Here is a 26,534-nt window from a genome sequence, read left to right as displayed (position 1 = left end):
TCCCCGTCCACCCCCGCCCCACCCTGTTGATCAAGAGGTTTGCGTCATGCGAAGACGCGAACCTGACGCAAACCTCTTGATCACGGCGTTGAGGGGTGGGGATTAGGCGGGGGTTATGGAGAGGGTTCCGGTTTCCGGGGTGCGGTCGACCTTTACCGTTTCGCCGTCGCGGATCTGGCCGGACAGGAGCGCCTTCGCCAGCTGGTCGCCGATCGCGGTCTGCACCAGGCGGCGCAGCGGACGGGCGCCGTAGATCGGGTCGTAGCCGTGCTCGGCGAGCCAGTCCCGGGCCGCATCGGTGACCTCCAGGCCCAACCTGCGGTCGGCCAACCGCCGCCGCATCCGGTCCAACTGGATGTCGACGATGGAGCGCAGGTCGTCCCCGCGCAGCGAGGCGAAGACCACGATGTCGTCCAGCCGGTTGAGGAACTCCGGCTTGAAGTGCGACCGGACCACGGCCAGCACACCCTCCCGGCGTTGCTCGTCGGCGAGGGTCAGATCGCTGATCACCGACGACCCGAGGTTGGACGTGAGGATCAGGATCGCGTTGCGGAAGTCGACAGTGCGGCCCTGGCCGTCGGTGAGCCGCCCGTCGTCGAGCACCTGGAGCAGCACGTCGAAGACGTCCGGGTGGGCCTTCTCCACCTCGTCCAGCAGCACCACCGAGTACGGCCGTCGGCGTACCGCCTCGGTGAGCTGACCACCCTCGTTGTAGCCGACGTAGCCGGGCGGCGCACCCACCAGGCGCGCGACCGAGTGCTTCTCGCCGTACTCGCTCATGTCGATGCGGACCATCGCCCGCTCGTCGTCGAAGAGGAACTCGGCGAGGGCCTTGGCCAGCTCCGTCTTGCCGACGCCGGTGGGGCCGAGGAAGAGGAAGCTGCCGGTCGGCCGATCGGGGTCGGCGATGCCGGCGCGGGCGCGGCGTACCGCGTCGGAGACCGCGCCGACCGCTTCGCCCTGGCCGACCACCCGGCCGCCCAGCGACTCCTCCATCCGCAGCAGCTTGGCCGTCTCACCCTCCAGCAGGCGGCCGGCGGGGATGCCGGTCCAGGAGGCGACCACAGCGGCGATGTCGTCCGCGCCGACCTCCTCCTTGAGCATCGCGCCGTCGGCCTGGAGCTGGGCCAGCTCCTCCTCGGCCTGCTTCAGCTCGACCTTCAGGGCGGGGATCCGGCCGTAGCGCAGCTCGGCCGCACGTTCCAACTCGCCGTCCCGCTCGGCCCGCTCGGCCTCACCACCGAGGCGCTCCAACTCCTCCTTGGCGGTGGAGAGCTTGGTGATGTGGCTCTTCTCCGTCTGCCAGCGCTCGGAGAGCACGGTGAGCTGCTCGCGCTTGTCGGCCAGCTCCTTGCGCAGTCGCTCCAGTCGCTCGGCGGAGGCGGCGTCCGGCTCCTTGGCCAGGGCCATCTCCTCGATCTCCAACCGGCGGACCGCCCGCTCGATCTCGTCCACCTCGACCGGCCGGGAGTCGATCTCCATCCGGAGCCGAGACGCGGACTCGTCGACCAGGTCGATCGCCTTGTCGGGCAGGAACCGGTCGGTGATGTAGCGGTCGGACAGGGTCGCGGCGGCGACCAGCGCGGCGTCGGTGATCCGTACGCCGTGGTGCACCTCGTAGCGCTCCTTGAGCCCGCGCAGGATGCCGATGGTGTCCTCGATGGTCGGCTCACCGACGAGCACCGGCTGGAAGCGGCGCTCCAGCGCCGGGTCCTTCTCGATGTGCTCGCGGTACTCGTCAAGCGTGGTGGCGCCGACCATCCGCAGCTCACCACGGGCCAGCATCGGCTTGAGCATGTTGCCGGCGTCCATCGAGCCCTCGCCCTTGCCGGCGCCGACGACTGTGTGCAGCTCGTCGAGGAACGTGATGACCTGCCCGTTGGAGTTCTTGATCTCCTCCAGGACGGACTTCAGCCGCTCCTCGAACTGCCCGCGGTACTGCGCGCCGGCGACCATCGCGCCGAGATCCAGCGAGATCAGCTTCTTGTCGCGCAGCGACTCGGGCACGTCGCCGGTGACGATCCGCTGGGCCAGACCCTCGACGATCGCGGTCTTGCCGACGCCGGGCTCGCCGATCAGCACCGGGTTGTTCTTGGTACGCCGGGAGAGCACCTGGATGACCCGACGGATCTCGGAGTCCCGCCCGATGACCGGGTCGATCTTGCCGTCCCGGGCGCTGGCGGTGAGGTCGACGCCGTACTTGGTCAGGGCCTGGTAGGTCTGCTCGGGGTCGGCTGTGGTGACCCGACGGTCCCCACCGCGAACGGTCGGGAAGGCGGCGACCAGAGCCTCCTCGGTGGCGCCGACGGTCTTCAGCGCGCCGGACACCGCCCCGCCCACCCGGGCCAGGCCGGCGAGCAGGTGCTCGGTGGAGGTGTACTCGTCGCCCAGCGGCCGGGCGATCTGCTCGGCGGCGCCGATGGCGTTGACGAACTCCCGAGCCAACGTCGGCTCGGCGATGCTGGAGCCGCGGGCGGCAGGCAGGTTGTCGACAGCACGCTGGGCGGCCTGGCGCAGCTCGGTCGGGTCGGCCCCGACGGCGCGCAGCAGACCGGTGGCTGTCGAACCGTCGGTGTCCAGGAGTGACAGGAGCAGGTGCCAGGGCTCCACTGTTGCGTGACCACGCTGGTTGGCCAACGCGACGGCGCCCGTGATGGTTTCCCGGCTCTTGGTGGTGAGTCTTTCGGTGTTCATGGGCTCCCCCGGATCGGCGTTGTCCACTGGATTGGACACAACCAGAGTTGAGCGTATTCCGCTCAACCTTAGCGCGTGACGCCCATCACTCCCGGCGCCGCCACCGCCAGTCGAACTCGCCGGCCGCCGGCGGCGGGCCGGGCAGCGGGTCCGCGTCCGGCACCGTCGACAGGCCGGCCAGCAGGACCGCGAGCTGCCGGCGGCGCAGTTGGCGGGTCCGCTCCGGATCGGGTACGCGCACCGCGGCGCACGCCTCCAACAGCAACCCCAGATCCTGGACGACGGCGTCGGGGCGCAGCCGTCCACTGGCGCGTGCCCGGTCGACCAGGGCGCTGGCCAGCTCACCGGCGCGCACCGCGTCCCGCCCCATCTCCTCGGTCGGGGTGAAGGTGCCGGCCAGGTGGACGGTGAGCGAGTGCACGTCAGCGTCGACGATCCGGCCCAGGAAGCCGGTGAACGCGGCCCAGTCGTCCGGCTCGGCGAGGGCGGTCTCGGCCTCTGCGACGTACCGGCGCAGCCCGTCGTGGCAGAGCTGACGCAGCAGGTCCTCCTTGCCCGCGTACCGCCGGTAGAGCGCGCTGATGCCGACGCCCGCGCGGTCGGCGACGGCGGCGATCGGGGCCTTCGGGTCGTCGAGGAAGACGGCGCGGGCGGCTTCGAGGATGACCTCGTCATTGCGGGCGGCCTGGGCGCGGCGACCGCCCAGCGTCTTGCCGGAAGTCGATGACATGTCGTCAGCCTAACAGTGGAACGGATCGTTCCGCTCTGCTACTGTGATTGCAGAACGAAACATTCCGTTCCGAAGGAGTTCCGGCATGAGCGACACCGCGATCCGCCCGTTCCGCGTCGAGATCCCGCAGACCGCCCTCGACGACCTGGCCGCCCGGCTGGGCCGCACCACCTGGCCCGCCGACCTGCCCGGCGCGGGCGACTCCTACGGGATGGGCACCGAGCGGGTCCGCGCCCTCGTCGACAGGTGGCGGGGTGAGTTCGACTGGCGCGCCGTCGAGGCCCGCCTGAACGCCCACCCCCAGTTCGTCACCGAGATCGACGGCGAGCAGATCCACTTCCTGCACGTCCGCTCGTCCCGGCCGGACGCCACCGCGCTGGTGCTCACCCACGGCTGGCCCGGATCGGTGCTGGAATACCTCGACGTGATCGCCCCGCTCACCGAGCCCACCGACCCGGACGCGCCGGCCTTCCACGTGGTCATCCCGTCGCTGCCCGGCTTCGGCTTCTCCGGCCCGACCCGCAACGCCGGCTGGAACCGGTTCCGCATCGCCCGCGCCTGGGCCGAGCTGATGAACCGCCTGGGGTACGACAGCTACGGCGCGGTCGGCAACGACGCCGGCTCGATGATCGCGCCGGAGCTGGGCCGGATCGATCCGGAGCGGGTGCTCGGCGTCCACGTCACCCAGCTCTTCTCGTTCCCCTCCGGCGACCCGGCCGAGTTCGCCGGGCTCTCCGAGGCGGACCAGGCGGCGCTCGGGCACCTCCAGTGGTTCTACGAGAACAAGTTCTCCTTCAACCAGGTGCACAGTCAGCAGCCGCAGACCCTGGCGTTCGGGCTGGCCGACTCACCGGTGGGGCTGCTCGCCTGGAACGCCCAACTCTTCGACGAGAGCCTGGACGCCGACTTCATCCTGGCCAACGTCGCGCTCTACTGGTTCACCGGGACCGCCGCCTCGGCGATCCGGCTCTACTGGGAGGACGCGCACGCCGGCGAGCCGCCGGCCGGGCCGACCACCGCTCCGACCGCGCTGGCCATGTTCCCCGGCGACTTCCAGTCCATCCGCCGCTTCGCCGAACGGGACCACGCGAACATCGTCCGGTGGACGGCGTACGCGACCGACGTCGCCGGTCGGGGCGACGTCGGCGGCCACTACGCAGCCCACCAGGCCACCGAGGTGCTGGTCACCGACATCAGCGAGTTCTTCGCCAGCCTCCGCCGACCGAATTGATCGACTCGGTTCGCTGAGGGTCGGGGTGTCCGGGCTGTCCGGACACCCCGACATCGTGAAGGCCGAGTCGATCACCCACGGTTGGGCCTGCTCCCTCCAAGATCTGTCTTCTGTTCACGAAGCGGTAGCCTGGGTGAGTGCGAGTACGTGTCGAGCAGACCGCCTTACCCGGGATCGGGGTACGTCACGATCTGGTGACGGAGTCCGGACGCCGCCTGGGCGTTGTCTCCCACCGCAATGGCCGCCGTGATCTCGTCCTCTACGACCCCGACGACCCCGACGCCTGTCAGTCGGACATTCCGCTGACCGACGACGAGGCCGAGGCACTGGCCGACATTCTCGGTGCGTCGCTGATGCTCGGTCAGCTCTCCGGGCTCCGCGAGCAGGCCGCCGGTCTGCTCACCGAGCAGATCGCCATCACGGCCGGGTCGCCGTACGTCAACCGGAAGCTCGGCGACACCAAGGCGCGTACCCGCACCAGCGCCTCCATCGTGGCAGTGCTGCGCGAAGGCGAAGTGATCGTTTCGCCACTCCCCTCCTTCCGCTTCGCGGCCGGCGACGTGGTGGTCGTTGTCGGGACCCGCAGGGGTCTCGACGGCGTGTCCGCCATCCTCGCCGACAGTGACCCGGACGGCTGAGGCGGATGCACGATTTCACCACGCTGCTCATCGAAGTCGGTGCGCTGCTGCTGCTGCTTGGGCTCCTCAGCCGGCTCAGCCGGCGCTTCGGCCTCTCTCCCATCCCCCTCTACCTGCTCGCCGGGCTGGCGTTCGGGCACGGCGGGCTGCTGCCGCTGGACGCCAGCGAGGAGTTCTTCGCCGTCGGCGCCGAGATCGGCGTCATCCTGCTGCTGGTGATGCTCGGCCTGGAATACTCGGCCAACGAACTCGTCGGCAACCTGCGCTCGGCAGCGCCGGCAGGGCTGATCGACGGCGTCCTCAACGCGCTGCCCGGCGCGGGGTTCGCCCTGCTGCTCGGCTGGGACTGGGTCGCCGCCCTGGTACTCGGCGGCATCACCTGGGTCTCCTCCTCCGGCGTGATCGCGAAGGTCCTCGCCGACCTGGGCCGGCTCGGTAACCGGGAAACCCCGGTGATCCTCTCGGTCCTCGTCATCGAGGACCTGGCGATGGCTCTCTACCTGCCGCTCGTCACCGCCGTCCTGGCCGGCACCGGCCTGCTCGGCGGCGGGATCGCGCTCACCGTCGCGGTGGGCACCGTACTGCTCGTGCTGGTCCTCGCCATCCGCTACGGCCACCTCATCTCCGCCGCCCTGTCGGCGAAGGACCCGGAGGCGCTGCTTCTGGGCGTACTCGGTCTGACCCTGCTGATCGCCGGCATCGCCGCGTCGCTCCAGGTGTCGGCGGCGGTCGGTGCGTTCCTGGTCGGCATCGCCCTCTCCGGCCCGGTGGCGCACCACGCCACCGAGCTGCTCTCACCCCTGCGGGACCTGTTCGCCGCGGTGTTCTTCGTCTTCTTCGGCCTGACCACCGACCCGCAGGACATCCCGCCGGTCCTGCTGCCGGCACTCGCCCTGGCCGTGGTCACCATGGGGACGAAGACGCTCACCGGTTACCTCGCCGCCCGCCGTGTCGGCATCGCGGAACCCGGTCGATGGCGGACCGGCCTGGCACTCGTACCCCGAGGCGAGTTCTCCATCGTCATCGCCGGGCTCGCGGTGGCTGCCGGGAGCGTCGAGCCACGGTTGGCGGCGCTGGCCGCGACGTACGTCCTGATCACCGTGGTGACCGGACCGATTCTGGCCCGACTGCCTGACTTCCCGTGGTTCAAGCGGTGGTTGCGCACTCGGGCGGCGGCCCAGCGGCGGGAGTCGACACCGGTCCCCGACCCACTGCATTGAGCACCACCTGAACCCGCGGGACGGCCACCGGGAGGGGCGTAATGCCCCTCCCGCCAACGGTTGCGGAATTGCTCCTCATGGGGGCTACCGCAGCAAAGCGTGGGCGGGTTACCGTTTCGCCGCAGCAGCCAGGGTCCGCAGGCAGCGTTGCCAAAACGCGGGCGAGAGCGGAAGGTTGGCCGGTGAGCGTGCAGGAATCGACGTTCCACGGCTTCGCCAACCCCGTCGATCCGACTCCGGCGGAGTTGCGAGCTTGGGCGTACAAGCCCGATTCGGTGCCGTTGGCCTCGATGCCACCCGACTGGGACCTGCTGGTCTCCGGCGACCGACTGGTGTTGACGCTCTTCGAGTTAGCGATGGATCCGACCTGCCCGGCCCGGCGTTTCGCGCTGCACTGCCTGTACATCTACGCGGCCGACGGCATCCGGACGAATTTCCGCGCCCACCCGAAGCGCCGCTTCCGCAAGCTCGTCGAACAGGCCGAGCGGGACGGCGACGAGCTGATGAAGATCTGGGCGCACAACGGCCGGGTGCTGTTGGCCCGACCGGATCTCTTCGTCTACCGGGACTGGTGCGAGGGCGGCCTGGTCCGCGAAAACCGCCGCCTCGGTTGAGAGCGGGCTGATCGCCAGCGGTCTGCGCAGCGGGGTGTTGGTTCCTGCGCCGCTGTGGAGCTGATGTCGCAAACGATTCACCGGTTGGGGTCCCTGACGTGACAGGTGCGGACCACAGCGTGATGTCGTAAACGATTCAGCTCCAAAGGCTCGGTATAGGACCCCCGCCGCCGCGCCCCCGCGTCCCGGCCCGCACCCAACCACGGCGAACGGGCCGCGACCCCCGCGCGGAAGCCCCGCGTCCCGGCCCGCACCCGGCGACGGCGAACGGGCCGGGACCCCCCGTGGGTCCCGGCCCGCACGTCGGTCACCGGTCAGTCCTGCTTGCGTTCCGTCTCGGCTCGGCCCGGTTCGCCGCCGCGCTCGCCGTCTTCGGCGAACCGGCCCGCGATGATCCGGTCCCGGTAGGTCCCCTCGGTGACCTTGTCGAACTTCTCGCGGACGGTCTCGGCCAGTTTCTCCAACCGGTCCTCCGTCTGCTGGGCCATCTTCTTCGCCGGCTCCGCCATCGCTCCCCCTCGCCATGCCGGTGGGTCCGATTTAAGCCGATTGAACCCTTATCGACAGGCTAACCGAAGCGGCCCGGACCGCGCCGGGAAATCCAGCGCGGTCCGGGCCGGGCAGACAGCTCCGGGTGAGCGGCAGGTCAGCGATCGGGCGTGCGGCGAGGGCGCCACACCACCAGGGCGGTGGAGGTGCGGTTGGTCGGCACCAGATCCCGGCCCGGGAAGCGGGCCAGCGACTCCAGTTCGGCCACCCGGCGATACGCGGCGTCCAGCTCCGCCTCCAGCCGGGCCACCCGCTGCTGCGCCTGCTCCAGCAGCCGCTCCAGCCCGATGATCCGCTTGACGCCGGCCAGGTTGATCCCGTCGTCCTGGCTGAGCCGCTGCACCTCGCGCAGCAGCACCACGTCGCGGACGCTGTAACGACGCCCGCCACCGGCCGCTCGACCGGGCTGCACCAGCCCGAGTCGGTCGTACTGGCGCAGCGTCTGCGGGTGCATCCCCGCCATCCGCGCCGCCACCGAGATCATCAGCACCTTGGCCTCGTAGGCAGGGTCGCCCGAACCGAGGAACTCGCCCGACATCCCGCTCACCTCCGCGTCCCCTCCACCGGACTAACTGACTCGACGCACCCGTGCGTCGAGATGTTCCCGGGCCGCCGGCGGAGTCTGCTCGGCGAACGACTCCAGCGCCGTGCGCGCCTCGTCGGACAACCGGGCAGGCACCACCACGTCCAACGTCACCAGCAGGTCACCAGCCTGCCCATCACGGCGGACCACACCCTTGCCCCGGGCCCGCAGCACCCGCCCGCTCGGCGTCCCCGGCGGAACCCGCAGGGTCACCGCGCCGTCGAGCGTGGGCACCCGCAGGTCCGTGCCGAGCACGGCCTCCGCGAAGGTCACCGGAACGGTCAGCGTCAGGTCGTCTCCGGTACGCCCGAACAACTCGTCCGGCCGAACCTTGACGTGCACGAAGAGGTCACCGGCCGGACCGCCGCGCTCGCCCGGCTCGCCGCGCCCGGCCAGACGGATGCGTTGACCGTCGGCCACACCGGCCGGGAAGCGCACGTTCATGGTGCGGGTCTTGGTGACACCGCCGCTGCCGTGGCACTCCGGGCACTTCTCCTCGACCACGGTGCCGACGCCCTGGCAGTTGCGGCACGGCTCGGAAAAGCTGAACGACCCCTGGTTGCGGGTGGTCACCCCGGCACCGTGGCAGACCGGGCAGGTCTGCGGCTGGGTGCCGGGCTTGGCCCCGTTGCCGTGGCAGGTGTCGCAGACCCCGGGCGCGCGCAGCGTCAGGGGCAGCGTCACCCCGCGCACCGCGTCGCCGAAGTCCAGCGCCACCTCGGTCTCCACGTCCCGGCCACGGGCCGGACCGCGGGGCGCGGCCTGCCCACCGGCCTGACCGCCGCTGAAGATCGAGCTGAACAGGTCCTGGAAGCCGGCGCCTCCGAAGCGGCGATCGCCGCCTCCGCCGCCACCGAACATGTCGGAGACGTCGAATGGCATGCCACCCGGCTGGCCACCACCCCGGGCGTTGCGCCGGAACGCGCCCGAGCCGAAGAGCGAGCGCATCTCGTCGTACTCGCGGCGGCGGCCGCTGTCCGACAGCACGTTGTACGCCTCGGACGCGGCCTTGAACCGCTCCTCGGCCTTCGGGTCGCCCGGGTTGTGGTCCGGGTGCGACTCCCGGGCCACCTTGCGGTACGCCTTCTTGATGTCATCCGCGGAGGCGGCCTTGTCCACGCCGAGCACGGCGTAGAAGTCCTTCTCGATCCAGTCCTTCGAACTCACCGGTCCACCTCCTTCCGACCCTGGTGGCCCGGCCGTCCCGCCCACCGCTGCGCGGTGGGCGGGACGGCCTGGTCACTGGCTGGCACTATTCCGGATCCGCGACCGCTACCAGCGCGGGGCGCAGCAGCCGCTCACCGAGCTGGTAGCCGCGTCGCATGACCTGCACGCAGGTCGGCTCGCTGACGTCGGCCGAGGTCTGGTGCGCGACCGCCTCGTGCCGGGTCGGGTCGAACGGGTCGCCCTGCTCGCCGAAGGCGTTCAGGCCGAACTTGCCCAGCGCGGTGGTGAGCTGTTCCGCCACCGTGCCGAACGGCCCGACCAGGTCGCCGTGTTCCCGGGCCCGGTCCAGGTCGTCCAGGATCGGCAGCAGCGCGGCCAGCACCGAGCCGGTCGCCTGCTCCTGCACGAGGCTGCGGTCACGGTCGACCCGCTTGCGGTAGTTGGCGTACTCCGCCGACACCCGCTGCAGGTCCCTGGTCCGCTCGTCGAGCTCGGCCCGGAGCGCCTCCAGCTCGGCACCGAGCGAGGTGCCCGTGCCGCCGCCGTCCACCGGCTGAGCCGGGGCGTCCACCACCGGCGGGCCGGACGGTTCCGGCCCGTCGGTGGCGTTGACCTCGACCTCGATCTCGTCGACCACGACCTCGGCGTCCTCGACCAGGCCCTCGGCCGGCACGCCGGCCTCGGCGTCGGCGGCGGTGCCCTCCGGCTCGGCGGTGTCGACGAGCTTGCGGTTGTTACGGATGACGACCCGCTCCCCGTCGCCGGTGGTCTGCTCCGTGGGCGCGGAGCCACCCGGCGTCGACCCGGTCTCGCCCGGGTCGGCGGCTCGTGGCTTCTGCGTCATGCGGCTACCTCATCCCCTTCGCGGTGGACACGTGTCGGAGGCCGACGGTCACTTCTTGCCGTCCTCGTCCACGATTTCCGCGTCGACCACGTCGTCGGCGCCGCCGGCCTGTGCGCCGGTCGCGCCGGTCGCACCCGGGCCGGGCTCGCCACCCGGCTGCTGACCCTGCTCGGCCTGCTGCGAGTAGAGCAGCGAGCCGGCCTGCTGGGAGACCTGCGCCAGCTTCTCGTGCGCGGACTTGATCTTCTCGACATCCTGCCCGCCGAGGGCGCCGCGCAGCTCGCCGAGCGCCTCGTTGAGCTGCTCACGGTTCTCGCTGGGCAGCTTGTCGCCGCTCTCGGCGAGGAACTTCTCGGTCTGCCACTGCAGTGCCTCGGCCACGTTGCGGGTCTCGGCGTCGTCGCGGCGGCGCTTGTCCTCCTCCGCGTGCTCCTCGGCGTCCCGGCGCATCCGCTCGATGTCGTCCTTCGGCAGCGACGAGCCGCCGGTGATCGTCATCTTCTGTTCCTTGCCGGTGCCCAGGTCCTTGGCGTGCACGTTGACGATGCCGTTGGCGTCGATGTCGAAGGCGACCTCGATCTGCGGCACGCCGCGCGGCGCCGGCGGGAGGCCGGTCAGCTCGAAGGTGCCGAGCTTCTTGTTGTAGGCCGCGATCTCCCGCTCGCCCTGGAACACCTGGATCAGCACCGACGGCTGGTTGTCGTCAGCCGTGGTGAAGACCTCGGAGCGCTTGGTCGGGATGGTGGTGTTGCGCTCGATCAGCTTGGTGAAGATGCCGCCCTTGGTCTCGATGCCCAGGCTCAGCGGGGTCACGTCGAGCAGCAGGACGTCCTTGACCTCACCCTTGAGCACACCGGCCTGGAGGGCGGCGCCGACGGCGACGACCTCGTCCGGGTTGACGCCCTTGTTGGGGTCGCGGCCGGTGAGCTGCTTGACCAGGTCGGTCACGGCGGGCATCCGGGTCGAACCGCCGACCAGGATGACGTGCTCGACGTCGGAGATCTTGATCCCGGCGTCCTTCACGGCCTGCTCGAACGGGCCCTTGCAACGGTCCAGCAGGTCCTGCGTCATCCGCTGGAACTCGGCGCGGCTGAGCGTCACGTCCAGGTGCAGCGGGCCGGCCGCGCCAGCGGTGATGTACGGCAGGTTGATGTTGGTGGTGGTGGCGGCGGACAGCTCGATCTTGGCCTTCTCAGCGGCCTCACGGAGCCGCTGGAGGGCCATCTTGTCCTGGCCGAGGTCGATGCCGTGCTCACCACGGAACGTCTTGACCAGGTGGTCGATGATCCGCTGGTCCCAGTCGTCGCCGCCGAGGTGGTTGTCACCGCTGGTCGACTTGACCTCGATGACGCCCTCGGCCAGCTCCAGCAGCGACACGTCGAAGGTGCCGCCGCCGAGGTCGAAGACCAGGACGGTCTGCTCCTTGGAGCCCTTGTCCAGCCCGTACGCCAGGGCGGCCGCGGTCGGCTCGTTGACGATCCGCAGCACGTTGAAGCCGGCGATCTCACCGGCCTCCTTGGTGGCCTGCCGCTGGCTGTCGTTGAAGTAGGCCGGAACGGTGATCACCGCGTCGGTGATCTGCTCACCCAGGTACGCCTCGGCGTCCCGCTTGAGCTTCATCAGCGTCCGGGCGGAGATCTCCTGCGGGGTGTACTTCTTGCCGTCGATGTCGACGGACCAGTTCGTGCCGACCTCGCGCTTGACCGACCGGATCGTCCGGTCCGGGTTGGTCACCGCCTGGCGCTTGGCGACCTCACCGACGAGCACCTCGCCGTTGCGGGCGAACGCGACGATCGACGGAGTCGTCCGCGACCCCTCAGCGTTGGCGATGACGGTGGGTTCACCGCCCTCGAGAACGCTGACGCAGGAGTTCGTCGTGCCGAGGTCGATACCGACCGCACGTGCCATGTTCGCTTCCTCGCTTCGTAAGGTTGTGCAGGTGACGGGCGTCGCCCGTGGGCTGCTGGCGAGCACCGCCCGCAGCGGGCCCCACCACAAGTTGAGTGAACTTGACTCAATAGTGCCACGCGTCGGCCAATCGTCAAGTCGACTTGAGTCAACCCGACGCAACCCAGCCGTTATTACCGTCCGGTTGTCTTCCCTTGCATCGGTCGGGCACGCTTTAGCGGTGACGACGCACGGCGATCCCGCCACCCGTTCCGGTGCGCCCGCCGTCGCAGCCCGCACCGACCCGCCGGACGCCGCGGAGGAGCCGCCCGCCACCACCGGGGACGACAGCCTCCCCGGCGCACTGTCGGGCCTCCGGGAGGCGATCGGCGCGACCCGGTATCCCCTCGCGCTGCCCTCTGCCAGCTCCGCCCGGCACACCGCGACCGCCCTCACCGACCAGCTCGACGACTACCTGCTGCCCCGGCTCGCCCGGTTGGACGCCCCCCTTCTCGTGGTGGTCGGCGGCTCCACCGGCGCGGGCAAGTCGACGCTGGTCAACAGCCTGGTCAAGGCCCGGGTCAGCGCGGCCGGCGTGCTCCGGCCGACCACCCGCTCCCCGGTGCTGGTCTGCAACCCGTCCGACGCGGCGTGGTTCCGGCAGGGTGACCTCCTGCCCGGGCTGACCCGCACCACCGAGCCGAGCGACGATCCGCGCGCCCTGCACCTCGTCACCGCCCCGGCCCTGCCCGCCGGGCTGGCCTTCCTCGACGCGCCCGACATCGACTCGGTCGTCGACGCCAACCGGGCGCTCGCCACCCAACTGCTGGCCGCCGCCGACCTGTGGCTCTTCGTCACCACCGCCGCCCGGTACGCCGACGCGGTGCCGTGGGAGCTGCTGCGCAGCGCCCGGGCGCGCGGCGCGGTGATCGCCATGGTGCTGGACCGGGTGCCCGCTGAGGCCACCGACGAGATCGCCGCACACCTGACCGAGATGCTCGCCGAGCAGGACCTCGACCGGGCGCCGCTGTTCGTGTTGCCGGAGACCTGGGTCGACGGTCAGGGGCTGCTGCCCGAAGGGGTGACAGCGCCGCTGGCCGACTGGTTCGCCCGGCTGGCCGCCGACGCTGACGCGCGGGCCGCGGTGGTCCGCCAGACCCTCGACGGGGCGCTGGCCGCGCTGCATCCCACAGTGGAGGACCTGGCCGACGCCGCCGACGAGCAGCTCGCCGCCGCCGATGGGCTGGACGAACGGGTCCGGGCCGCGTACCGGGGTGCCGAGCGCACCGTCGAGCAGGGGCTCCAGGACGGCCGGCTGCTGCGCGGCGAGGTGCTCGCCCGCTGGCAGGAGTTCGTCGGCACCGGCGAGCTGTTCCGCACGCTGGAGGCCCGGATCGGCCGCCTCCGGGACCGCGTCGTGGCCGCCGTCACCGGTCGCCCGGCACCCGCCGCCGAGCTGCGCAACGCCATCGAGTCCCAGCTGGTGACGCTGCTGCGCGGAGTGGCCTCCGAGGCCGCCGAGTCCGCGCACACCGGGTGGAAGGCCCACCCGGCCGGCGCCGGGCTGCTCGACCCTTCGCTCGCCCACCCGAGCGACGACCTGCCCGAACGCGCCGAGCGCATGGTCCGGGACTGGCAGCGCGGGGTGCTGGAGCTGGTCCGGGTCGAGGGCGGTGACAAGCGGTTCGTGGCCCGCACCGCCGCGTACGCGGTGAACGCCACCGGGCTGGCCGTGATGATCGCCGTCTTCGCCTCCACCGCGTTCATCCCGACCGGGCTGGAGTTGGCCACCGGGGCCGGCACCACTGTCGCCGCGCAGGCCGTCCTCCAGGCGATCTTCGGCGACCAGGCGGTGCGTACCCTCGCCGCCAAGGCCCGCACCGACCTGCTGGCCCGGGTGCGGACGCTGCTGGACGCGGAGGCCGACCGCTTCCTGAGCCGCACCGCCGAGGCCCGCCCGGCCGCGGACGCCGGCGACGGGCTGCGCCGGGCCGCCGGCCGGGTCGAGCTGGCCCGGCACCGCAGTGGCCTGTCGGCCGGCGACGAGGAGGGTTCCCGGTGAGCAACATCGCCGGCCGGGTACGCGAGGTGTTCCGCGGGGACCAGCGGGTCGACGCCGACGCGCTGATCGCCCGACTGGACGCGGTACGCCGGTTCCTGACCGCCGTGGACGGTCTGCTGCCGGACGGCGACCTGGTGCCCGCGCACACACTGGTCGAGCGGGCCGGCACCCGGCTCGCGCTGTCCCGGGACCACACCGTTGTCGCCCTCGCCGGTGCCACTGGCAGCGGCAAGTCCAGCCTCTTCAACGCGTTGGCGCGGCTGGAACTCTCGCCGGTCGGGGTCCGCCGGCCGACCACCGGCGTCACCCACGCCTGCGTGTGGGGGCCGTTGGAGGGCGCCAACCATCTGCTCGACTGGATCGGCGTACTGCCCCGGCACCGCTTCGTCCGGGAGAGCGCCCTGGACGCCGACGACGAGACGGCCCTGCACGGGCTGATCCTGCTCGACCTGCCCGACTTCGACTCGGTGCAGCGATCGCACCGACTTGAGGTGGACCGGCTCCTCGGCCTCGTCGACCAGGTGGTCTGGGTGGTCGACCCGCAGAAGTACGCCGACCGGGTCATCCACGACAGCTACCTGCGCGAGTTCCACCGGCACCGCGACGTCACGGTGGTCGTGCTGAACCAGGCCGACCGGCTGTCCCCGGCCGAGGTGCCGCGGGTCCTGGACGACCTGCGCCGGCTGCTCGACACGGACGGGCTGACCGGGGTTCCCCTGCTGGCCACCACCGCCGTCGATCCGGCCGGGATGGTCGGGCTGCGCGCCACCATGGAGCGCACGGTGGCCGAACGGCAGGCCGCGTTGCGCCGCCTCGCCGGTGATGTGGACACGGTCGTCGCCGGCCTGGACCAACTTGTCGGTTCGGCCCGGCCGGCGGGTGGGCCGGACGACACCGCCGTCAACGGGCTGAACCGGGCGTTGGCCGGGGCGGCCGGGGTGCCCGCGGTGACCGAGGCCGTGGAGCGGGCGTACCGGCACCGGGCCGGCGCGGCCACCGGCTGGCCCGTGGTCCGGGGCTGGCGGCGGCTGCGACCTGACCCGCTGCGCCGGCTGCACCTGCCGGGCCCGCCCGGCGACCAGAGCGACCCGGCGGAGAGCCTGGTCGCGGCCACCTCGGTACCGGACCCAACGGCCGCCCAACGCTCGGCGCTCGGCCTCGCCATCCGCGCGGTGGCTGACCGGGCCGCCGCCGACCTGCCCGCCGCCTGGCCCGGCGCGGTGACGTCCGCCGCCCGGTCCCGCCTCGGCGACCTGCCGGACGCCCTGGACCGCACGATCGCCGGCACCGACCTCGGCCTCGACCGTCGACCGGTGTGGTGGCGTGCCGTCGGCGGTGTGCAGTGGTTGGTCACCCTGGCCGCCGTGGTCGGGTTGGGCTGGTTGGTGCTCGGCTACGCGCTGCGGGTTCTCGGCCTGCCCGCGCTGGACAACCCGATGGTCGGCGCGGTGCCGCTGCCCACAGCGCTGCTGCTCGGTGGCCTGCTGGCCGGGCTGCTGGTGGCGGTGCTGACCCGACCGGTGGTGCGGTGGGCCGCCCGACGCGCCCGGGCCCGCGCCGAACAGCGGCTGACGGCACGGGTGGCCCAGGTGGGCGACGAGTACGTGCTGACCCCGGTACGGATCGTGCTCGGCTCGTACGCGCAGGCCCGCGACGCGCTGCGGGACGCCGCACGCGGCTGACGCTCCGCACGGCCCGCTACCGCTCTCCGTACGCCCACAGCGGCGTAGGGTCGGAGCATGGCCACGCCTCAGACCCCCTACGACGCGGTGCTGCACGCCGCACGCGACGTGACCAAGCTGGAGTCCGCCCTCGACGCCGAGATGCTGGGCAGCGCCCTGCTCGGCAGTGTCTACGCGATCGCGGAGACCGACCGCGACGCCGCCGTACGGGAGTTCGTCACCGGCTTCCTCGCCGCCACCAGCCGCCGCCGGGTCGCGGCGGCGACCACCATCCGGCAGGTGTTCGCCACGCTCGTCCCCACCGCCGAGGGCACCGAGCGGGTCCGTCCGGGCAGCCAGGCGCCCAACTGGACAGCGCAACTGGGCCGGGTGCACCTCACCGGCAGCTGGGCGTACGGCGACGTGTACGGCGATCAGACCTCCTACCTGGCGACCTTCGCCTACGACGACGAGTCCGGCGGCTCGGAGCACGCGCTGGTGGCCCTGGTGGACCACAACATCGGCATCACCAAGGACATCTTCGTGGGCGGGCCGGCCGAACGGATCCTGGACCAGGTCCGGCAGATGTGCGCCGACGACGAGTTGACCTGGTTCCGTACCGAAGATCCGGCCCGGCTCCGGGGCGAGGTGGCGCGCCATCTGGCGGTCACCGACGACCTGGGCGAGTTGCCCGGTGAGGGCTCGCTCGCCACCGACCGGGCGTTGGTCGGTGCCCGGCTGGCGATGCTGCCCACCGCGGCCGGTCCGACCGGCCCGGCGGAGGTCGAGCCGCTCTCCGCCGCCGAGCGCACGGACCTGGTCCGGCGGTTCCTCGCCGCGCCGGAAGCCGTCCGGTTCGGGCTGGACGCCGTCGACGGCCCCGAGTTGGCCTCCCTGCACTTCTGCCTGAGCCTGCTGCTGGACCACTCGGCGAGCTTCCCGGACGCCGATCCGATGCGCTGGAGCCCGGCGGTGTCCGGGCTCTTCCTGCTCGACTGGGTGCACCGTCGGGCCGTGCTGGACATGGACGACGCGGCGATGCTGCCCCGGGTGCTGCGGGCCTGGGCGCGGTACGCGTCGCGCCAGCGCGGGCTGCCCGAGGCGGCGGTGACGCGCACCGACGAGGCGATCGAGGAGATGGTGCCGGAGTTCGCCCGGCTCTACTCGACAGGTGAGCGGCGCAGCCCGGCCACCGCGGCGGTGGCGCAGCTGATGGCCGACGGGGTGGACCCGGACGATCCGGCCGCGTTGGACGCCTGGATCGAGGCGAACCGGCACCGGCTCGCCGACGACGGCGCCTGACCGTGTCCCGGGGGTGGGTGGCTCCGCGCCGCCCGCCCTCGCGGCGGCCCGCGACCCCGCTCCGGTCCCTGAGCGGCCCGCGACCCGCCTCGGTCGCTGGGTGGCGGGTCAGCGCAACGGGCCGAAGACCACAGCGGCGATCAGCGCGCCGAGCACACCACCGGCCAGCACCTGCGGCACCGTGTGGTCGCGCAGCCGTACCCGGGACCAGCCGACCACCGCCAGCAGCGGTGCGGCCGCGACCAGCCGCGTCCCGAAGGTCAACATCAGGATGACCAGCGTGCCGGCGGCCACCGCCGAGTGGATCGACATCTTCCACCAGTGGCTGACCGACACGGCGACGACGAGGCCGACCAGCCCGGCCACCGCCAGCGCCAGCACCGGGCGGGGCGCGCCGAGCACGGCGAGCAGGGCGAGCCCTGCGGCGACCGAGCCGAGGCCGACGAGCAGCGGCGCGCGGCGCTGCTCCCGGCGGCCGACGTGGTGGTCGGTGAGCCGGCCACGGCGTACCCCGCCGACGATGTAGGCGAACGGAATGCCGGTGACGAAGAGCGTGGCGAGCAGCCCCCAGACGAGACCCTGACCGGGGCGGTTCGCGCTGTGCCAGCTCACCGTGAGCATCAGCAGCGACACGAGCACCGCCGGTGCGGTCACCTCGGTGACCAGCCGGGCGATCCACAGCCCCGGCCCGGGTCGGGTGGTGACCGGGCGGAGTTCCGCACCGCCGCCCACGCCACCCCCTCCGGTACGCGCCTGTTGCCGATCAGCACCGACGCCGGACGGGCCGAGCCTGATCGTCACCGTACCGTCGGCGAAGCCAGGGGGTGTGTCGGTCCGGGCAGCGGAGCCGGACTGACGTGGGGGGTCGGGGCGAGGGCCGACGGCGACGGGTTCGCCGGGCCCGGCCGGCGGGTCGGTACCGCGGGTGGCGTGGGGGTGGGGGCCGGCACGGACCGGGTGCTGGTCGGCACGGCGGTCGCGGTCGCGTCGTCGGTCGGCGTGGGTGTCGGGTCCGGCGTCGGGTCCACCGTCAGTGTCGGGGTCGGATCGGGGTCGGCCGAGCCGGTCGGGCCAGGGTCGGTGGGGTCCGGGTCGGGCGGATCGGTGGGATCGGTTGGGTCGGTGGTGGGCTCGGTCGGGTCCGGGTCCGGGTCCGGCGGATCGGTGGAGTCGGTCGGGTCCGGGTCCGGCGGGTCGGTCGGGTCGGGGTCGTGGGGCGGCGGAGCGACGGGCGGGGGTACGGGCGGCGAGGTGCCTCGCGTGGGTTTCGGCGCGACGGGCGGAGCGCTGGTGCGCAGGTCCGGCCCGGGATCGGCGGCGGCGGGTCCGTGCGCTGGAGGTCGTGGGGCGGCGGTCAGCCAGCCGCTGGTCGGGCCGACGCTGGGCGTGCCGAGCGGCGGAGGCGGCGGTTGGCTGGCCATCGGCAGCGGGATCACCACCGGCCCGACGGAAGGGGTCGGGATGAACGGGGTGCTGCTGTCCGGCAGGGCGGTGCTGCCCGGGGTGGCCGAGCCCGCGCTGATCGCGGCGAGGATGGGCATCGACGCGGTGCCGGCCAGCAGCGCGACGGTGAGCAGGTAACCGCGGGTGGGGCCACCGGCGCTGGGGGCACGGTGAACGCCGACCACCCCGCGATAGCCGCCGGCCGACCGGTGCCGACCAAGTGCTGGTGCGCCGGGACCGTCACCTGGCTCGTACACCGCACACTCCTTGTCGTCGGGTCGTCGGGTCGTCGGGTCGTCGGGTCCTTGTCAAACCCGACAATTCACCCGATCGGCGCGATCCTGCGGGAATCAGCCTCGCGCAGTCACCCTCCGTCAGCCAACCTCCACCGCGTGTCGACACGCGGTGCTGGCCGAACGGTGACGATTCATGCCGCAACGCCTGGGATACGCGGGCCGTCACGATGGCGACAAACGGCGTCAAAGCAGGGTCGGTCGGAATGCGGGGGCAGGCGTACTGTGGGCGCGCTCACCTGCTCTGCGAATATGGAGCACGACGGCAACGCAGCCGTGACCTCCGCGCACCCTCGCGGCAGGCGCGGCCCGGCGCCGGCGCTCCCCGATCCGGGTTCGGCCAGAACCCGGTTCACGCCGTGCGGCAACCCCCACCGGGGCTAGGCGCGGCCGCCAGGAACCGGTCCGGCAGCAGCCGGGCAGGCGCACGAGTTGCGTGGCCGGGTGACCCCCCGGTGCCGACGCAGACACGACAGGGAGAGACCGATGGCAAAGGGCGACCCCGGGGGCACCACCCGCAGCAGGCGGGCCGCACCCCGCTCCAGGAAGGGCACGGCCGGCGACCCCGCGCTGGTGCAGCTACTCACCCCCGACGGCGAGCGGATCGACAGCGCCACCGGGCCGGACGGCACCGAGTACCGCGTCGACTTCACCGACGAGGAGTACCGCGGGCTCTACCGTGACCTGGTGCTGGTCCGGAAGCTGGACGCCGAGGCGACCGCTCTCCAGCGCCAGGGCGAGCTGGGCCTCTGGGCCAGCCTGCTCGGCCAGGAGGCCGCCCAGGTCGGGTCCGGGCGGGCGCTGCGTGCCCAGGACATGGCCTTCCCGACCTACCGGGAGCACGGCGTCCTCTACTGCCGGGGCATCGACCCGATCATGCCGCTCGGCCTGTTCCGCGGCGTCGACCAGGGCGGCTGGGACCCGAACGAGTTCAAGTTCAACATGTACACGATCGTCATCGGCGCGCAGACCCTGCACGCCACCGGCTACGCGATGGGCATCACCATCGACGGCAAGACCGGCACCGACGACGGCGAGGCTGCGATCGCCTACTTCGGCGACGGCGCCACCAGCCAGGGCGACGTGAACGAGGCGTTCGTCTGGGCCAGCGTGTTCAACGCGCCGCTGGTCTTCTTCTGCCAGAACAACCAGTACGCGATCTCCGAGCCGCTGGAGCGGCAGACCCGGGTCCCGCTCTACCAGCGGGCCGCCGGCTTCGGCTTCCCCGGCGTACGGGTGGACGGCAACGACGTGCTGGCCTCGTACGCGGTCACCCGCACCGCGCTGGACAACGCGCGGCTCGGGCAGGGGCCGAGCCTCATCGAGGCGTACACCTACCGGATGGGCGCGCACACCACCTCCGACGACCCGACCCGCTACCGGATCGCCAGCGAGGTCGAGGCGTGGCAGGCCAAGGACCCGATCGCCCGGGTCAAGGCCTTCCTGGAGAAGCAGCAGATCGCCGACGCCGGCTTCTTCGCCGAGGTCGACGAGCAGGCCCGCCGCGAGTCGGTGCACCTGCGCGAGCGGGTGCTCGAGATGCCGAACCCGGAGCCGGTGACGATGTTCGATCACGTCTACCCCAACGGGTCTCCGCTGCTCGACGAGCAGCGCGCGCAGTTCAGCCGCTACATGGAGTCGTTCGAGGGGAGCGCCCACTGATGGCCACGGAGACGCTCACCATCGGCAAGGCCCTCAACACGGGTCTGCGCCGCGCCCTGGAGAACGACAGCAAGGTCATCATCATGGGCGAGGACGTCGGCAAGCTCGGCGGCGTCTTCCGGATCACCGACGGGCTCCAGAAGGACTTCGGTGACCAGCGGGTCATCGACACCCCGTTGGCCGAGTCCGGCATCATCGGCACCGCCGTCGGTCTGGCCATCCGCGGCTACCGGCCGGTCTGCGAGATCCAGTTCGACGGCTTCGTCTACCCCGCGTACGACCAGATCGTGTCGCAGGTGGCGAAGATGCACTACCGCTCGGGCGGCAGGCTCAACATCCCGATGGTCATCCGGATCCCGTTCGGTGGCGGCATCGGCGCGGTCGAGCACCACTCCGAGTCGCCGGAGGCGTACTTCGCGCACACCGCCGGCCTGAAGGTGGTGACCTGCGCCAACCCGCAGGACGCGTACGTGATGATCCAGCAGGCAATCGCCTCGGACGACCCGATCGTCTTCCTGGAGCCCAAGCGGCGCTACTGGGAGAAGGGCCAGGTCGACCTGGACGCGCCGCTGTCCGACGCGTACCCCCTGCACTCCGCCCGGGTGGTGCGGCCCGGCACCGACGCCACCGTGCTGGCCTACGGCCCGATGGTGCGGACCTGCCTGGACGCGGCGACCGCCGCCGCCGAGGACGGCCGTGAGCTGGAGGTCATCGACCTGCGCTCACTCTCGCCGCTGGACCTACGGGCGGCGTACGAGTCGGTGAAGCGCACCGGCCGTGCGGTAGTGGTGCACGAGGCGCCGTCCAACATCGGCCTCGGCGCCGAGTTGGCCGCGCGGATCACCGAGGAGTGCTTCTACTCCCTGGAGTCGCCGGTGCTGCGGGTGACCGGCTTCGACACCCCCTACCCGGCCGCCCGGGTGGAGGAGGAGTACCTGCCCGACCTCGACCGGGTGCTCGACGCCGTCGACCGCACCTTCGGCTGGTGAGCGGCATGTCCCGGATCAAGACGTTCAACCTGCCCGACCTGGGCGAGGGGTTGACCGAGGGCGAGATCCTGGCCTGGTTGGTCAAGGTCGGCGACACCATCGAGCTGAACCAGCCGATCGTCGAGGTGGAGACCGCGAAGGCGGCGGTGGAGATCCCGGCGAAGTGGGCCGGGCAGGTGCAGGCGATCCACCACCCGGAGGGCAGCACTGTCGAGGTCGGTACGCCGATCATCGCGATCGACACCGACCCGGGGGCCGGCCCGCTGGAGACGCCGTCGACCACTGCCACGCCCAGCGGTGACCTGCCCACGCCGTCGGCGGCTTCGCTGGCGGCGGTGGAGGTGGCACCGGCCGAGGGCATGGTCGAGCCCGGTCTGATCGGCGGTGCGGCCCCTGGTGGTCGCACGGCGGTGCTGGTCGGCTACGGCCCGCGTACCACCGCCGCGAAGCGCCGCCCCCGCAAGGGCGCGGTTCCCGCGCAGGCCGTGGCCGCTCCCGCACCGGCTGCGCCGACTGCACCACCGGTGGTGGCTCCGGTCCGCAACGGGCAGGCCGCGCTGACCGGTGGTGGCGTGCTCGCCAAGCCGCCGGTGCGCAAGCTCGCCAAGGATCTCGGGGTCGACCTCGGCACGTTGACCGGGTCCGGGCCGCTCGGCTCGATCACCCGGGAGGACGTGCAGCGGGCGGCGAGCGGTGCGACCGCCGTCGTGGCCGAGCCGATCGCGGCGACGACCGCGCCCAGCTTCGGCGCCGACCGGGAGCAGCGCATCCCGGTCAAGGGGGTTCGCAAGCTGACCGCCGAGAACATGTCCCGCTCGGCGTTCACCGCCCCGCACGTGACGGAGTTCCTGACCGTCGACGTGACCCGGGCGATGAAGGCGCTGGACCGGCTGCGCGGCCGGCGGGAGTGGCGCGACGTACGGGTCTCGCCGCTGCTGCTGGTGGCGAAGGCGGTGCTGGTCGCTGTGCAACGGCACCCGATGGTCAACTCGACCTGGGCGGGCGACGAGATCGTGGTCAAGGAGTACGTCAACCTCGGCATCGCGGCAGCCACCGAGCGCGGTCTGATCGTGCCGAACGTCAAGGACGCCGGCCGACTCTCGCTGCGGGAGTTGGCGGACGCGCTGACCGATCTGGTGCAGACGGCGAAGTCCGGCCGTACCTCGCCGGCGGCCATGTCCGGCGGCACCCTGACCATCACCAACGTCGGCGTGTTCGGGGTGGACACCGGCACACCGATCCTGCCGCCGGGTGAGTCCGCGATCCTGGCGTTCGGCGCGGTGCGGGAGATGCCCTGGGTGCACAAGGGCAAGGTCAAGGTTCGCCAGGTCACCACGTTGGGGTTGAGCTTCGATCACCGGATCATCGACGGTGAGCTGGGTTCGAAGTTCCTGCGGGACGTCGGCGACTTCCTCACTGATCCGGAGGCGGCGCTGCTCGCCTGGACCTGATCGCTCGCGTCACCAGCCACGGCCGGTGTGCCACGGGTTAACGCCCGGCACACCGGCCGTGTCCGTTGGGCGACGGAACCGTCGGCCAGAAGCCCCGTTGACCTTTGATTGTTAGGCAGGTGTCTCAGCTCACCTAATAATCGATGGAATTTCACCGGCTTCTGCTGTTGAATAGATGCATCAGGGGCTGACAACCGAATAGCTAGGGGGACCCACCAATGAGCATGATCGAGCGAATCCGCAACCACCGCGACGCCACCCGCCGCGCCCGTGCCATCGAGCACGCGCTGCGCTCGGCGAACTCGCCGGCGGTCCGCGAGGAGATCCTCGTCATCGCCCAGCGTCACATGAGCTGACGCTCCACGACATTCCTCACCTCCTCCAGATCGATGGCCCACCCGGCCCACCGGGTGGGCCATCGGCGTTCAGCCGCCACCCACCACCGGGATTCCGCCCTGCCGCAGCGCCCGGTACGGTGGGCTTCGGTCGCCGCCCGCCGACCCGGCAGAGGCCGAGCCGACAGAAGCTGCTCGACACCAACCGGCCACGGTGAGTGACGGCCAGTGCTCCTTGGACGTGTCGTGCCACCACCCGATACCGTGCGGGGAGCCGGCACAGCGGTACGCCGGTGACGCCGGCAGCCACGCCGAGGAGACCGATCGGCACCGGCGAGCCGACATGTGATGGAGGAGGCGCACCCATGACGTCCGAGGGCCCGCACCGTTCCGGCCAAGAGCCGGACGAGGTGTCACCGGGCGCCGGCGGACCGGCGCCGTACGGCGACCGCCCGGCGCAGCCGGACAACGGCCAGAACGCCGCCGGCCCCGACCTGGGCTGGGCACCCCCGCCCCCGACACGGCCCAACCCGTCGGCGCCGGCATGGGCGACCCAGCCCGAGCAGCCACCGGCCCCTGCCTGGGGTGCCGCCGCTGCTCCACAGTCCAACGACCCGGCACAGCCCGCCTGGGCCGCTGGCGGTGGCGGGAGCGAACCGCCGCAGCAGCAGCCCGGTGCGTGGCCCGGCAACGACGGTGCCCCGGCTCCGGCGCAGCCCGACCCCTGGGCGGCGCAGCAGCAGGGTTGGACGCCCGCCGAGCAGAGCTCGCCCGCGCCGACCTGGACCCCGAGCGCCCCCGCCGAGCAACCGGACTGGGTGCAGGTCCAGCCGGCCGCGCGGGGCGCCGCACAGGTTCCGCCGGCCACCGCCGCCTGGCCCGCCCAGGACGACCCGGCCGCCGGCTGGGGTGGCGCGGCGCAGCAGACCAACCCGCCCGCCGCCGACTGGCGCGGGGGCGAGTCCACCCAGTCCGACGCACCGCAGTCCGCCGCCTGGCCCGGCGGCGCTCAGCAGGAACAGGCCACCGGCAACGGCGGCTGGCCCGCTGGCGGCGCCCGGGACGACCAGCCGGTGTGGACGCCGGCCGAGCAGTCGCCACCGGCCTGGGGCCAGCCCGCCGAAGCAACCGAGCAGCCCGCCCCCGGCTGGGGTCAGGCCGCCCAGCCGAACGCGGCTCGTGGCGCCGCCCAGGTGCCGGCCCCGACGACGACCTGGCCCGCCCAGGACGACCCGGCCAACTCCGGCGGGTGGGCCGCGCAGCAGCAGGCGCAGCCCGCAGCGTGGAACGACGGCAACGACGCGCGGCAGGACCAGCCCGCGCAGCCGACCCCCGGGCAGCCAGCCGCCTGGGGCGGTGCCGAGAGCCGCCCGCAACAGCCCGACTGGGTGCTGTCCCAGCCCGAGCAGCCGACCGAGCGGCCGGAGCAGGCAGCGTGGACCCCGCCGGAGCCGAGCAACCTGCCCGCCCGGGCCAGCGCCAGCGTGCCCACCAGCGGCGGCGCACCCAACTGGGCCGCCAGCCCGGACAATGCCGCGCAGGGCAACTCCGGCGCTGTGGCGGAGGTCGAACCGTGGGCGCCCGGTGAGGTGTGGGGCCGCGCGGAGGCCGAGGCTTCCGCCCAGGCCCGTGGCGGCTGGGAGGCGGACCGGGCCGACGAGGCACCGGCCTACCAGCCCGGTCCCGCACCGGGCATCTCACCGGCGAACGCGGTGCCGCTGCCTCCGCAGGAGCAGCGCGTGCCGGGCGCCAGCCTGGCTGCCGCCCCACCGGCCGACTACGCGCCCCAGGCCCAGTTCGCGCCGATCCCCGAGCAGCCCGCCTACGCCGAGCGGGAGACCCCGGACGCCGCCGCGCAGTACGGTGGCCGCCCCGAGGACTCCGCCGCGAGCGCCGCGGTGGTGCCCGCCCCGCGTACCTCACCGGAGTCCGGAGCGGGTCGTGCGGCGGTACCGGTGTCGGACGCCGAGTCGGCAGCCGGCGCGGCGGCCCGGGCCACGGCGAGCGCTTCGGTGCCGCTGGCCAGCCGGGTGATGCCCCCGACCGACCAGGCGATCCGACCGACCGGCACCGCCGCACCGCAACCCCGGGTGTACGGTCGCCCGGCTCGACCGGAGCCGGAGGCCGAGCCCGAGCCGGAGGCGTTCCAGGGCAACCCGGGCGGCGACCGTCAGGGTGCCCCGGAGTGGCAGAACGACGCGCCGCAGCAGGCCACGCCCGACTGGCAGAACGAGGGCCAGCGGCAGATCGCGCCCGACTGGCAGCACGACGCGCAACGGCAGGCGGGGTCCGGCTGGGGTGGCGACTCCCCGGCCGAGCCGCGCTTCGACGACCGGCAGCCCGCACCGAACCCGTTCAACGAGGCCCCGTCGGCGCCGCCGGCGTTCCCGCCCGGTGTGCCGTCCTTCGTCGACGCCCCGGGTAACAACAGGCCGGTGAACGGCGTTCGGCCGCACGCCGGTGCCGACCAGCCGGCGGACCAGTTCGGCGGCCCCGGCTCGCCGTCCGCCGGCACCGTGAACGGGACGTCGACCTTCGGTGCGCCGACCTTCGGTGGCCCCGGTTCCGGCGGGCCCGGCTTCGGCGCGCCGGCGGCCGAACCGGTGTCGGGCAGCGGCTTCCCGCCGTCGTTCCCGCCGCCGTCGCAGTCCGCGCCGGCCTGGGGCCAGGAGGCCAGCCCGACGGACCAGGGCCGGTTCGACGCGTTCAAGCCGGACGCCGACGAGCCGAAGGTGGAAGCACCGGCGCCGAAGGTGCGCAACGGCCGGGTGCTGGCCGCGGTGCTGATCGCCGCGGTGCTCATCCTGGCGGTGCCGCTCGGTCTGCTGCTGCTGCTCGGCAAGGTCGGCGGGGACGACGCGCCGGCCTTCGACCCGGCGGTCGGCACCTGCGTGAAGCAGTCCGGCGAGGGCGGCGCCTCGGCGGCGGACTGTGGCGAGGCGGGTGCGTTCACGATCGTCTCGAAGGTGGACGCCAAGGAGAAGTGCACCGACACGACGCAGCCCCACGTGGTGCTGCCGGGTGACGGCAGCAACCGGGTGCTCTGCCTGAAGCCGGCCGCAAAGTAGCTGCACCGACGGCGGGGTCACGGGCAACCGTGGCCCCGCCGTCGTCGTACCCGCAGGTGGTGTCGGTGACCACCAAATCTCGCCCCCTCCGGCCGGGTGCGGGCCGATGGT

21 protein-coding genes are annotated in these 26,534 nt (G+C 72.5%); 12 read left to right on the top strand and 9 right to left on the bottom strand.

Annotated elements, in window-relative coordinates; genetic code table 11:
• Positions 1-102: 102 nt before the first annotated feature.
• Positions 103-2,694: an ATP-dependent chaperone ClpB gene (clpB, locus tag KBX26_RS22710; RefSeq protein WP_210866382.1), complete on the bottom strand. Its 2,592-nt coding sequence runs from the start codon at positions 2,692-2,694 to the stop codon at positions 103-105.
• An 85-nt stretch (positions 2,695-2,779) separates the two neighbouring features.
• Positions 2,780-3,424 (bottom strand): TetR/AcrR family transcriptional regulator, encoded by a 645-nt coding sequence (locus KBX26_RS22705; protein ID WP_210866381.1) that lies wholly within the window; start codon positions 3,422-3,424, stop codon positions 2,780-2,782.
• An 85-nt stretch (positions 3,425-3,509) separates the two neighbouring features.
• Here KBX26_RS22705 and KBX26_RS22700 point away from each other — a divergent pair, with 85 nt between their 5' ends.
• The 4 genes from KBX26_RS22700 to KBX26_RS22685 all read left to right on the top strand — a co-directional run bounded on the left by KBX26_RS22700 (position 3,510) and on the right by KBX26_RS22685 (position 7,127).
• A complete protein-coding gene (locus KBX26_RS22700) occupies positions 3,510-4,655 on the top strand; it encodes an epoxide hydrolase family protein (RefSeq protein ID WP_030332100.1) in 1,146 nt (381 codons plus the stop codon).
• Between the two features lie 137 nt (positions 4,656-4,792).
• On the top strand, positions 4,793-5,293 hold the full coding sequence (locus KBX26_RS22695) for a cation:proton antiporter regulatory subunit (RefSeq protein WP_030332098.1): 501 nt from the start codon (positions 4,793-4,795) through the stop codon (positions 5,291-5,293).
• 5 nt (positions 5,294-5,298) lie between these two features.
• The gene (locus KBX26_RS22690; RefSeq protein WP_030332095.1) at positions 5,299-6,513 is read left to right on the top strand and encodes a cation:proton antiporter; all 1,215 of its coding nucleotides are present in this window, start codon (positions 5,299-5,301) and stop codon (positions 6,511-6,513) included.
• Positions 6,514-6,695: 182 nt separating this feature from the next.
• Positions 6,696-7,127 carry a hypothetical protein gene (locus KBX26_RS22685; RefSeq protein ID WP_030332093.1) on the top strand — a complete coding sequence of 144 codons (432 nt, stop codon included), beginning with the start codon at positions 6,696-6,698 and terminating at the stop codon, positions 7,125-7,127.
• Between the two features lie 314 nt (positions 7,128-7,441).
• Here KBX26_RS22685 and KBX26_RS22680 read toward each other — a convergent pair whose 3' ends face one another.
• From KBX26_RS22680 to dnaK, 5 genes are all read right to left on the bottom strand, one after another.
• Positions 7,442-7,636 carry a hypothetical protein gene (locus KBX26_RS22680; RefSeq protein WP_030332091.1) on the bottom strand — a complete coding sequence of 65 codons (195 nt, stop codon included), beginning with the start codon at positions 7,634-7,636 and terminating at the stop codon, positions 7,442-7,444.
• A 137-nt stretch (positions 7,637-7,773) separates the two neighbouring features.
• Positions 7,774-8,214, bottom strand: a complete 441-nt coding sequence (locus KBX26_RS22675) for a heat shock protein transcriptional repressor HspR (protein WP_030332087.1) — start codon at positions 8,212-8,214, stop codon at positions 7,774-7,776.
• Positions 8,215-8,244: 30 nt separating this feature from the next.
• Positions 8,245-9,426 carry a molecular chaperone DnaJ gene (dnaJ, locus tag KBX26_RS22670; protein ID WP_030332085.1) on the bottom strand — a complete coding sequence of 394 codons (1,182 nt, stop codon included), beginning with the start codon at positions 9,424-9,426 and terminating at the stop codon, positions 8,245-8,247.
• Between the two features lie 85 nt (positions 9,427-9,511).
• Positions 9,512-10,270: a nucleotide exchange factor GrpE gene (grpE, locus tag KBX26_RS22665; protein WP_210866380.1), complete on the bottom strand. Its 759-nt coding sequence runs from the start codon at positions 10,268-10,270 to the stop codon at positions 9,512-9,514.
• Between the two features lie 48 nt (positions 10,271-10,318).
• Positions 10,319-12,178 (bottom strand): molecular chaperone DnaK, encoded by a 1,860-nt coding sequence (gene dnaK, locus KBX26_RS22660; protein WP_030332082.1) that lies wholly within the window; start codon positions 12,176-12,178, stop codon positions 10,319-10,321.
• Positions 12,179-12,398: 220 nt separating this feature from the next.
• Between dnaK and KBX26_RS22655 the strand changes: the two genes are divergently transcribed.
• From KBX26_RS22655 to KBX26_RS22645, 3 genes are read left to right on the top strand one after another with little or no spacing between them, the layout of a single operon-like run.
• Positions 12,399-14,219 (top strand): GTPase domain-containing protein, encoded by a 1,821-nt coding sequence (locus KBX26_RS22655; RefSeq protein ID WP_210866379.1) that lies wholly within the window; start codon positions 12,399-12,401, stop codon positions 14,217-14,219.
• A complete protein-coding gene (locus tag KBX26_RS22650; RefSeq protein ID WP_030332078.1) occupies positions 14,216-15,901 on the top strand; it encodes a GTPase in 1,686 nt (561 codons plus the stop codon). The genes KBX26_RS22655 and KBX26_RS22650 overlap by 4 nt, the downstream gene beginning before the upstream one ends.
• A gap of 57 nt (positions 15,902-15,958) precedes the next feature.
• Positions 15,959-17,182, top strand: a complete 1,224-nt coding sequence (locus KBX26_RS22645) for a hypothetical protein (protein ID WP_210866378.1) — start codon at positions 15,959-15,961, stop codon at positions 17,180-17,182.
• Positions 17,183-17,290: 108 nt separating this feature from the next.
• Here the strand turns inward: KBX26_RS22645 and KBX26_RS22640 are convergent, their stop codons facing one another.
• Positions 17,291-17,914, bottom strand: coding sequence for a phosphatase PAP2 family protein (locus KBX26_RS22640; RefSeq protein WP_051708464.1), 624 nt, complete (start codon positions 17,912-17,914; stop codon positions 17,291-17,293).
• A gap of 65 nt (positions 17,915-17,979) precedes the next feature.
• Positions 17,980-18,882, bottom strand: a complete 903-nt coding sequence (locus KBX26_RS22635; RefSeq protein WP_210866377.1) for a hypothetical protein — start codon at positions 18,880-18,882, stop codon at positions 17,980-17,982.
• Between the two features lie 522 nt (positions 18,883-19,404).
• Here KBX26_RS22635 and pdhA point away from each other — a divergent pair.
• The 5 genes from pdhA to KBX26_RS22610 all read left to right on the top strand — a co-directional run bounded on the left by pdhA (position 19,405) and on the right by KBX26_RS22610 (position 26,423).
• The gene (gene pdhA, locus KBX26_RS22630; protein ID WP_030332072.1) at positions 19,405-20,580 is read left to right on the top strand and encodes a pyruvate dehydrogenase (acetyl-transferring) E1 component subunit alpha; all 1,176 of its coding nucleotides are present in this window, start codon (positions 19,405-19,407) and stop codon (positions 20,578-20,580) included.
• Complete coding sequence (locus tag KBX26_RS22625) at positions 20,580-21,569, top strand: alpha-ketoacid dehydrogenase subunit beta (protein ID WP_210866376.1); 990 nt, start codon at positions 20,580-20,582, stop codon at positions 21,567-21,569. Before pdhA ends, KBX26_RS22625 begins: the two co-directional genes overlap by 1 nt.
• Positions 21,570-21,574: 5 nt before the next feature.
• The gene (locus KBX26_RS22620) at positions 21,575-23,020 is read left to right on the top strand and encodes a dihydrolipoamide acetyltransferase family protein (protein WP_210866390.1); all 1,446 of its coding nucleotides are present in this window, start codon (positions 21,575-21,577) and stop codon (positions 23,018-23,020) included.
• A gap of 218 nt (positions 23,021-23,238) precedes the next feature.
• Positions 23,239-23,376 (top strand): hypothetical protein, encoded by a 138-nt coding sequence (locus KBX26_RS22615; RefSeq protein WP_165435866.1) that lies wholly within the window; start codon positions 23,239-23,241, stop codon positions 23,374-23,376.
• Positions 23,377-23,720: 344 nt separating this feature from the next.
• Complete coding sequence (locus KBX26_RS22610; protein ID WP_210866375.1) at positions 23,721-26,423, top strand: hypothetical protein; 2,703 nt, start codon at positions 23,721-23,723, stop codon at positions 26,421-26,423.
• Positions 26,424-26,534: the final 111 nt, after the last annotated feature.

The sequence above is a fragment of the Micromonospora sp. C97 genome, assembly GCF_018070385.1.
In the GTDB taxonomy this organism is placed as follows: domain Bacteria; phylum Actinomycetota; class Actinomycetes; order Mycobacteriales; family Micromonosporaceae; genus Micromonospora; species Micromonospora parva.
The sequence above is the reverse complement of the archived record's forward strand: the minus strand, read 5'-3'. Positions and strand labels throughout refer to the sequence as shown.

What these genes read in the sequence shown, in the direction of transcription:
- clpB (WP_210866382.1), bottom strand. Translation starts at nt 2,694, where the DNA reads ATGAACACCGAAAGACTCACCACCAAGAGCCGGGAAACCATCACGGGC.
- KBX26_RS22705 (WP_210866381.1), bottom strand. Translation starts at nt 3,424, where the DNA reads ATGTCATCGACTTCCGGCAAGACGCTGGGCGGTCGCCGCGCCCAGGCC.
- KBX26_RS22700 (WP_030332100.1), top strand. Translation starts at nt 3,510, where the DNA reads ATGAGCGACACCGCGATCCGCCCGTTCCGCGTCGAGATCCCGCAGACC.
- KBX26_RS22690 (WP_030332095.1), top strand. Translation starts at nt 5,299, where the DNA reads ATGCACGATTTCACCACGCTGCTCATCGAAGTCGGTGCGCTGCTGCTG.
- KBX26_RS22680 (WP_030332091.1), bottom strand. Translation starts at nt 7,636, where the DNA reads ATGGCGGAGCCGGCGAAGAAGATGGCCCAGCAGACGGAGGACCGGTTG.
- KBX26_RS22675 (WP_030332087.1), bottom strand. Translation starts at nt 8,214, where the DNA reads ATGTCGGGCGAGTTCCTCGGTTCGGGCGACCCTGCCTACGAGGCCAAG.
- grpE (WP_210866380.1), bottom strand. Translation starts at nt 10,270, where the DNA reads ATGACGCAGAAGCCACGAGCCGCCGACCCGGGCGAGACCGGGTCGACG.
- dnaK (WP_030332082.1), bottom strand. Translation starts at nt 12,178, where the DNA reads ATGGCACGTGCGGTCGGTATCGACCTCGGCACGACGAACTCCTGCGTC.
- KBX26_RS22645 (WP_210866378.1), top strand. Translation starts at nt 15,959, where the DNA reads ATGGCCACGCCTCAGACCCCCTACGACGCGGTGCTGCACGCCGCACGC.
- pdhA (WP_030332072.1), top strand. Translation starts at nt 19,405, where the DNA reads ATGGCAAAGGGCGACCCCGGGGGCACCACCCGCAGCAGGCGGGCCGCA.
- KBX26_RS22625 (WP_210866376.1), top strand. Translation starts at nt 20,580, where the DNA reads ATGGCCACGGAGACGCTCACCATCGGCAAGGCCCTCAACACGGGTCTG.
- KBX26_RS22620 (WP_210866390.1), top strand. Translation starts at nt 21,575, where the DNA reads ATGTCCCGGATCAAGACGTTCAACCTGCCCGACCTGGGCGAGGGGTTG.
- KBX26_RS22615 (WP_165435866.1), top strand. Translation starts at nt 23,239, where the DNA reads ATGAGCATGATCGAGCGAATCCGCAACCACCGCGACGCCACCCGCCGC.
- KBX26_RS22610 (WP_210866375.1), top strand. Translation starts at nt 23,721, where the DNA reads ATGACGTCCGAGGGCCCGCACCGTTCCGGCCAAGAGCCGGACGAGGTG.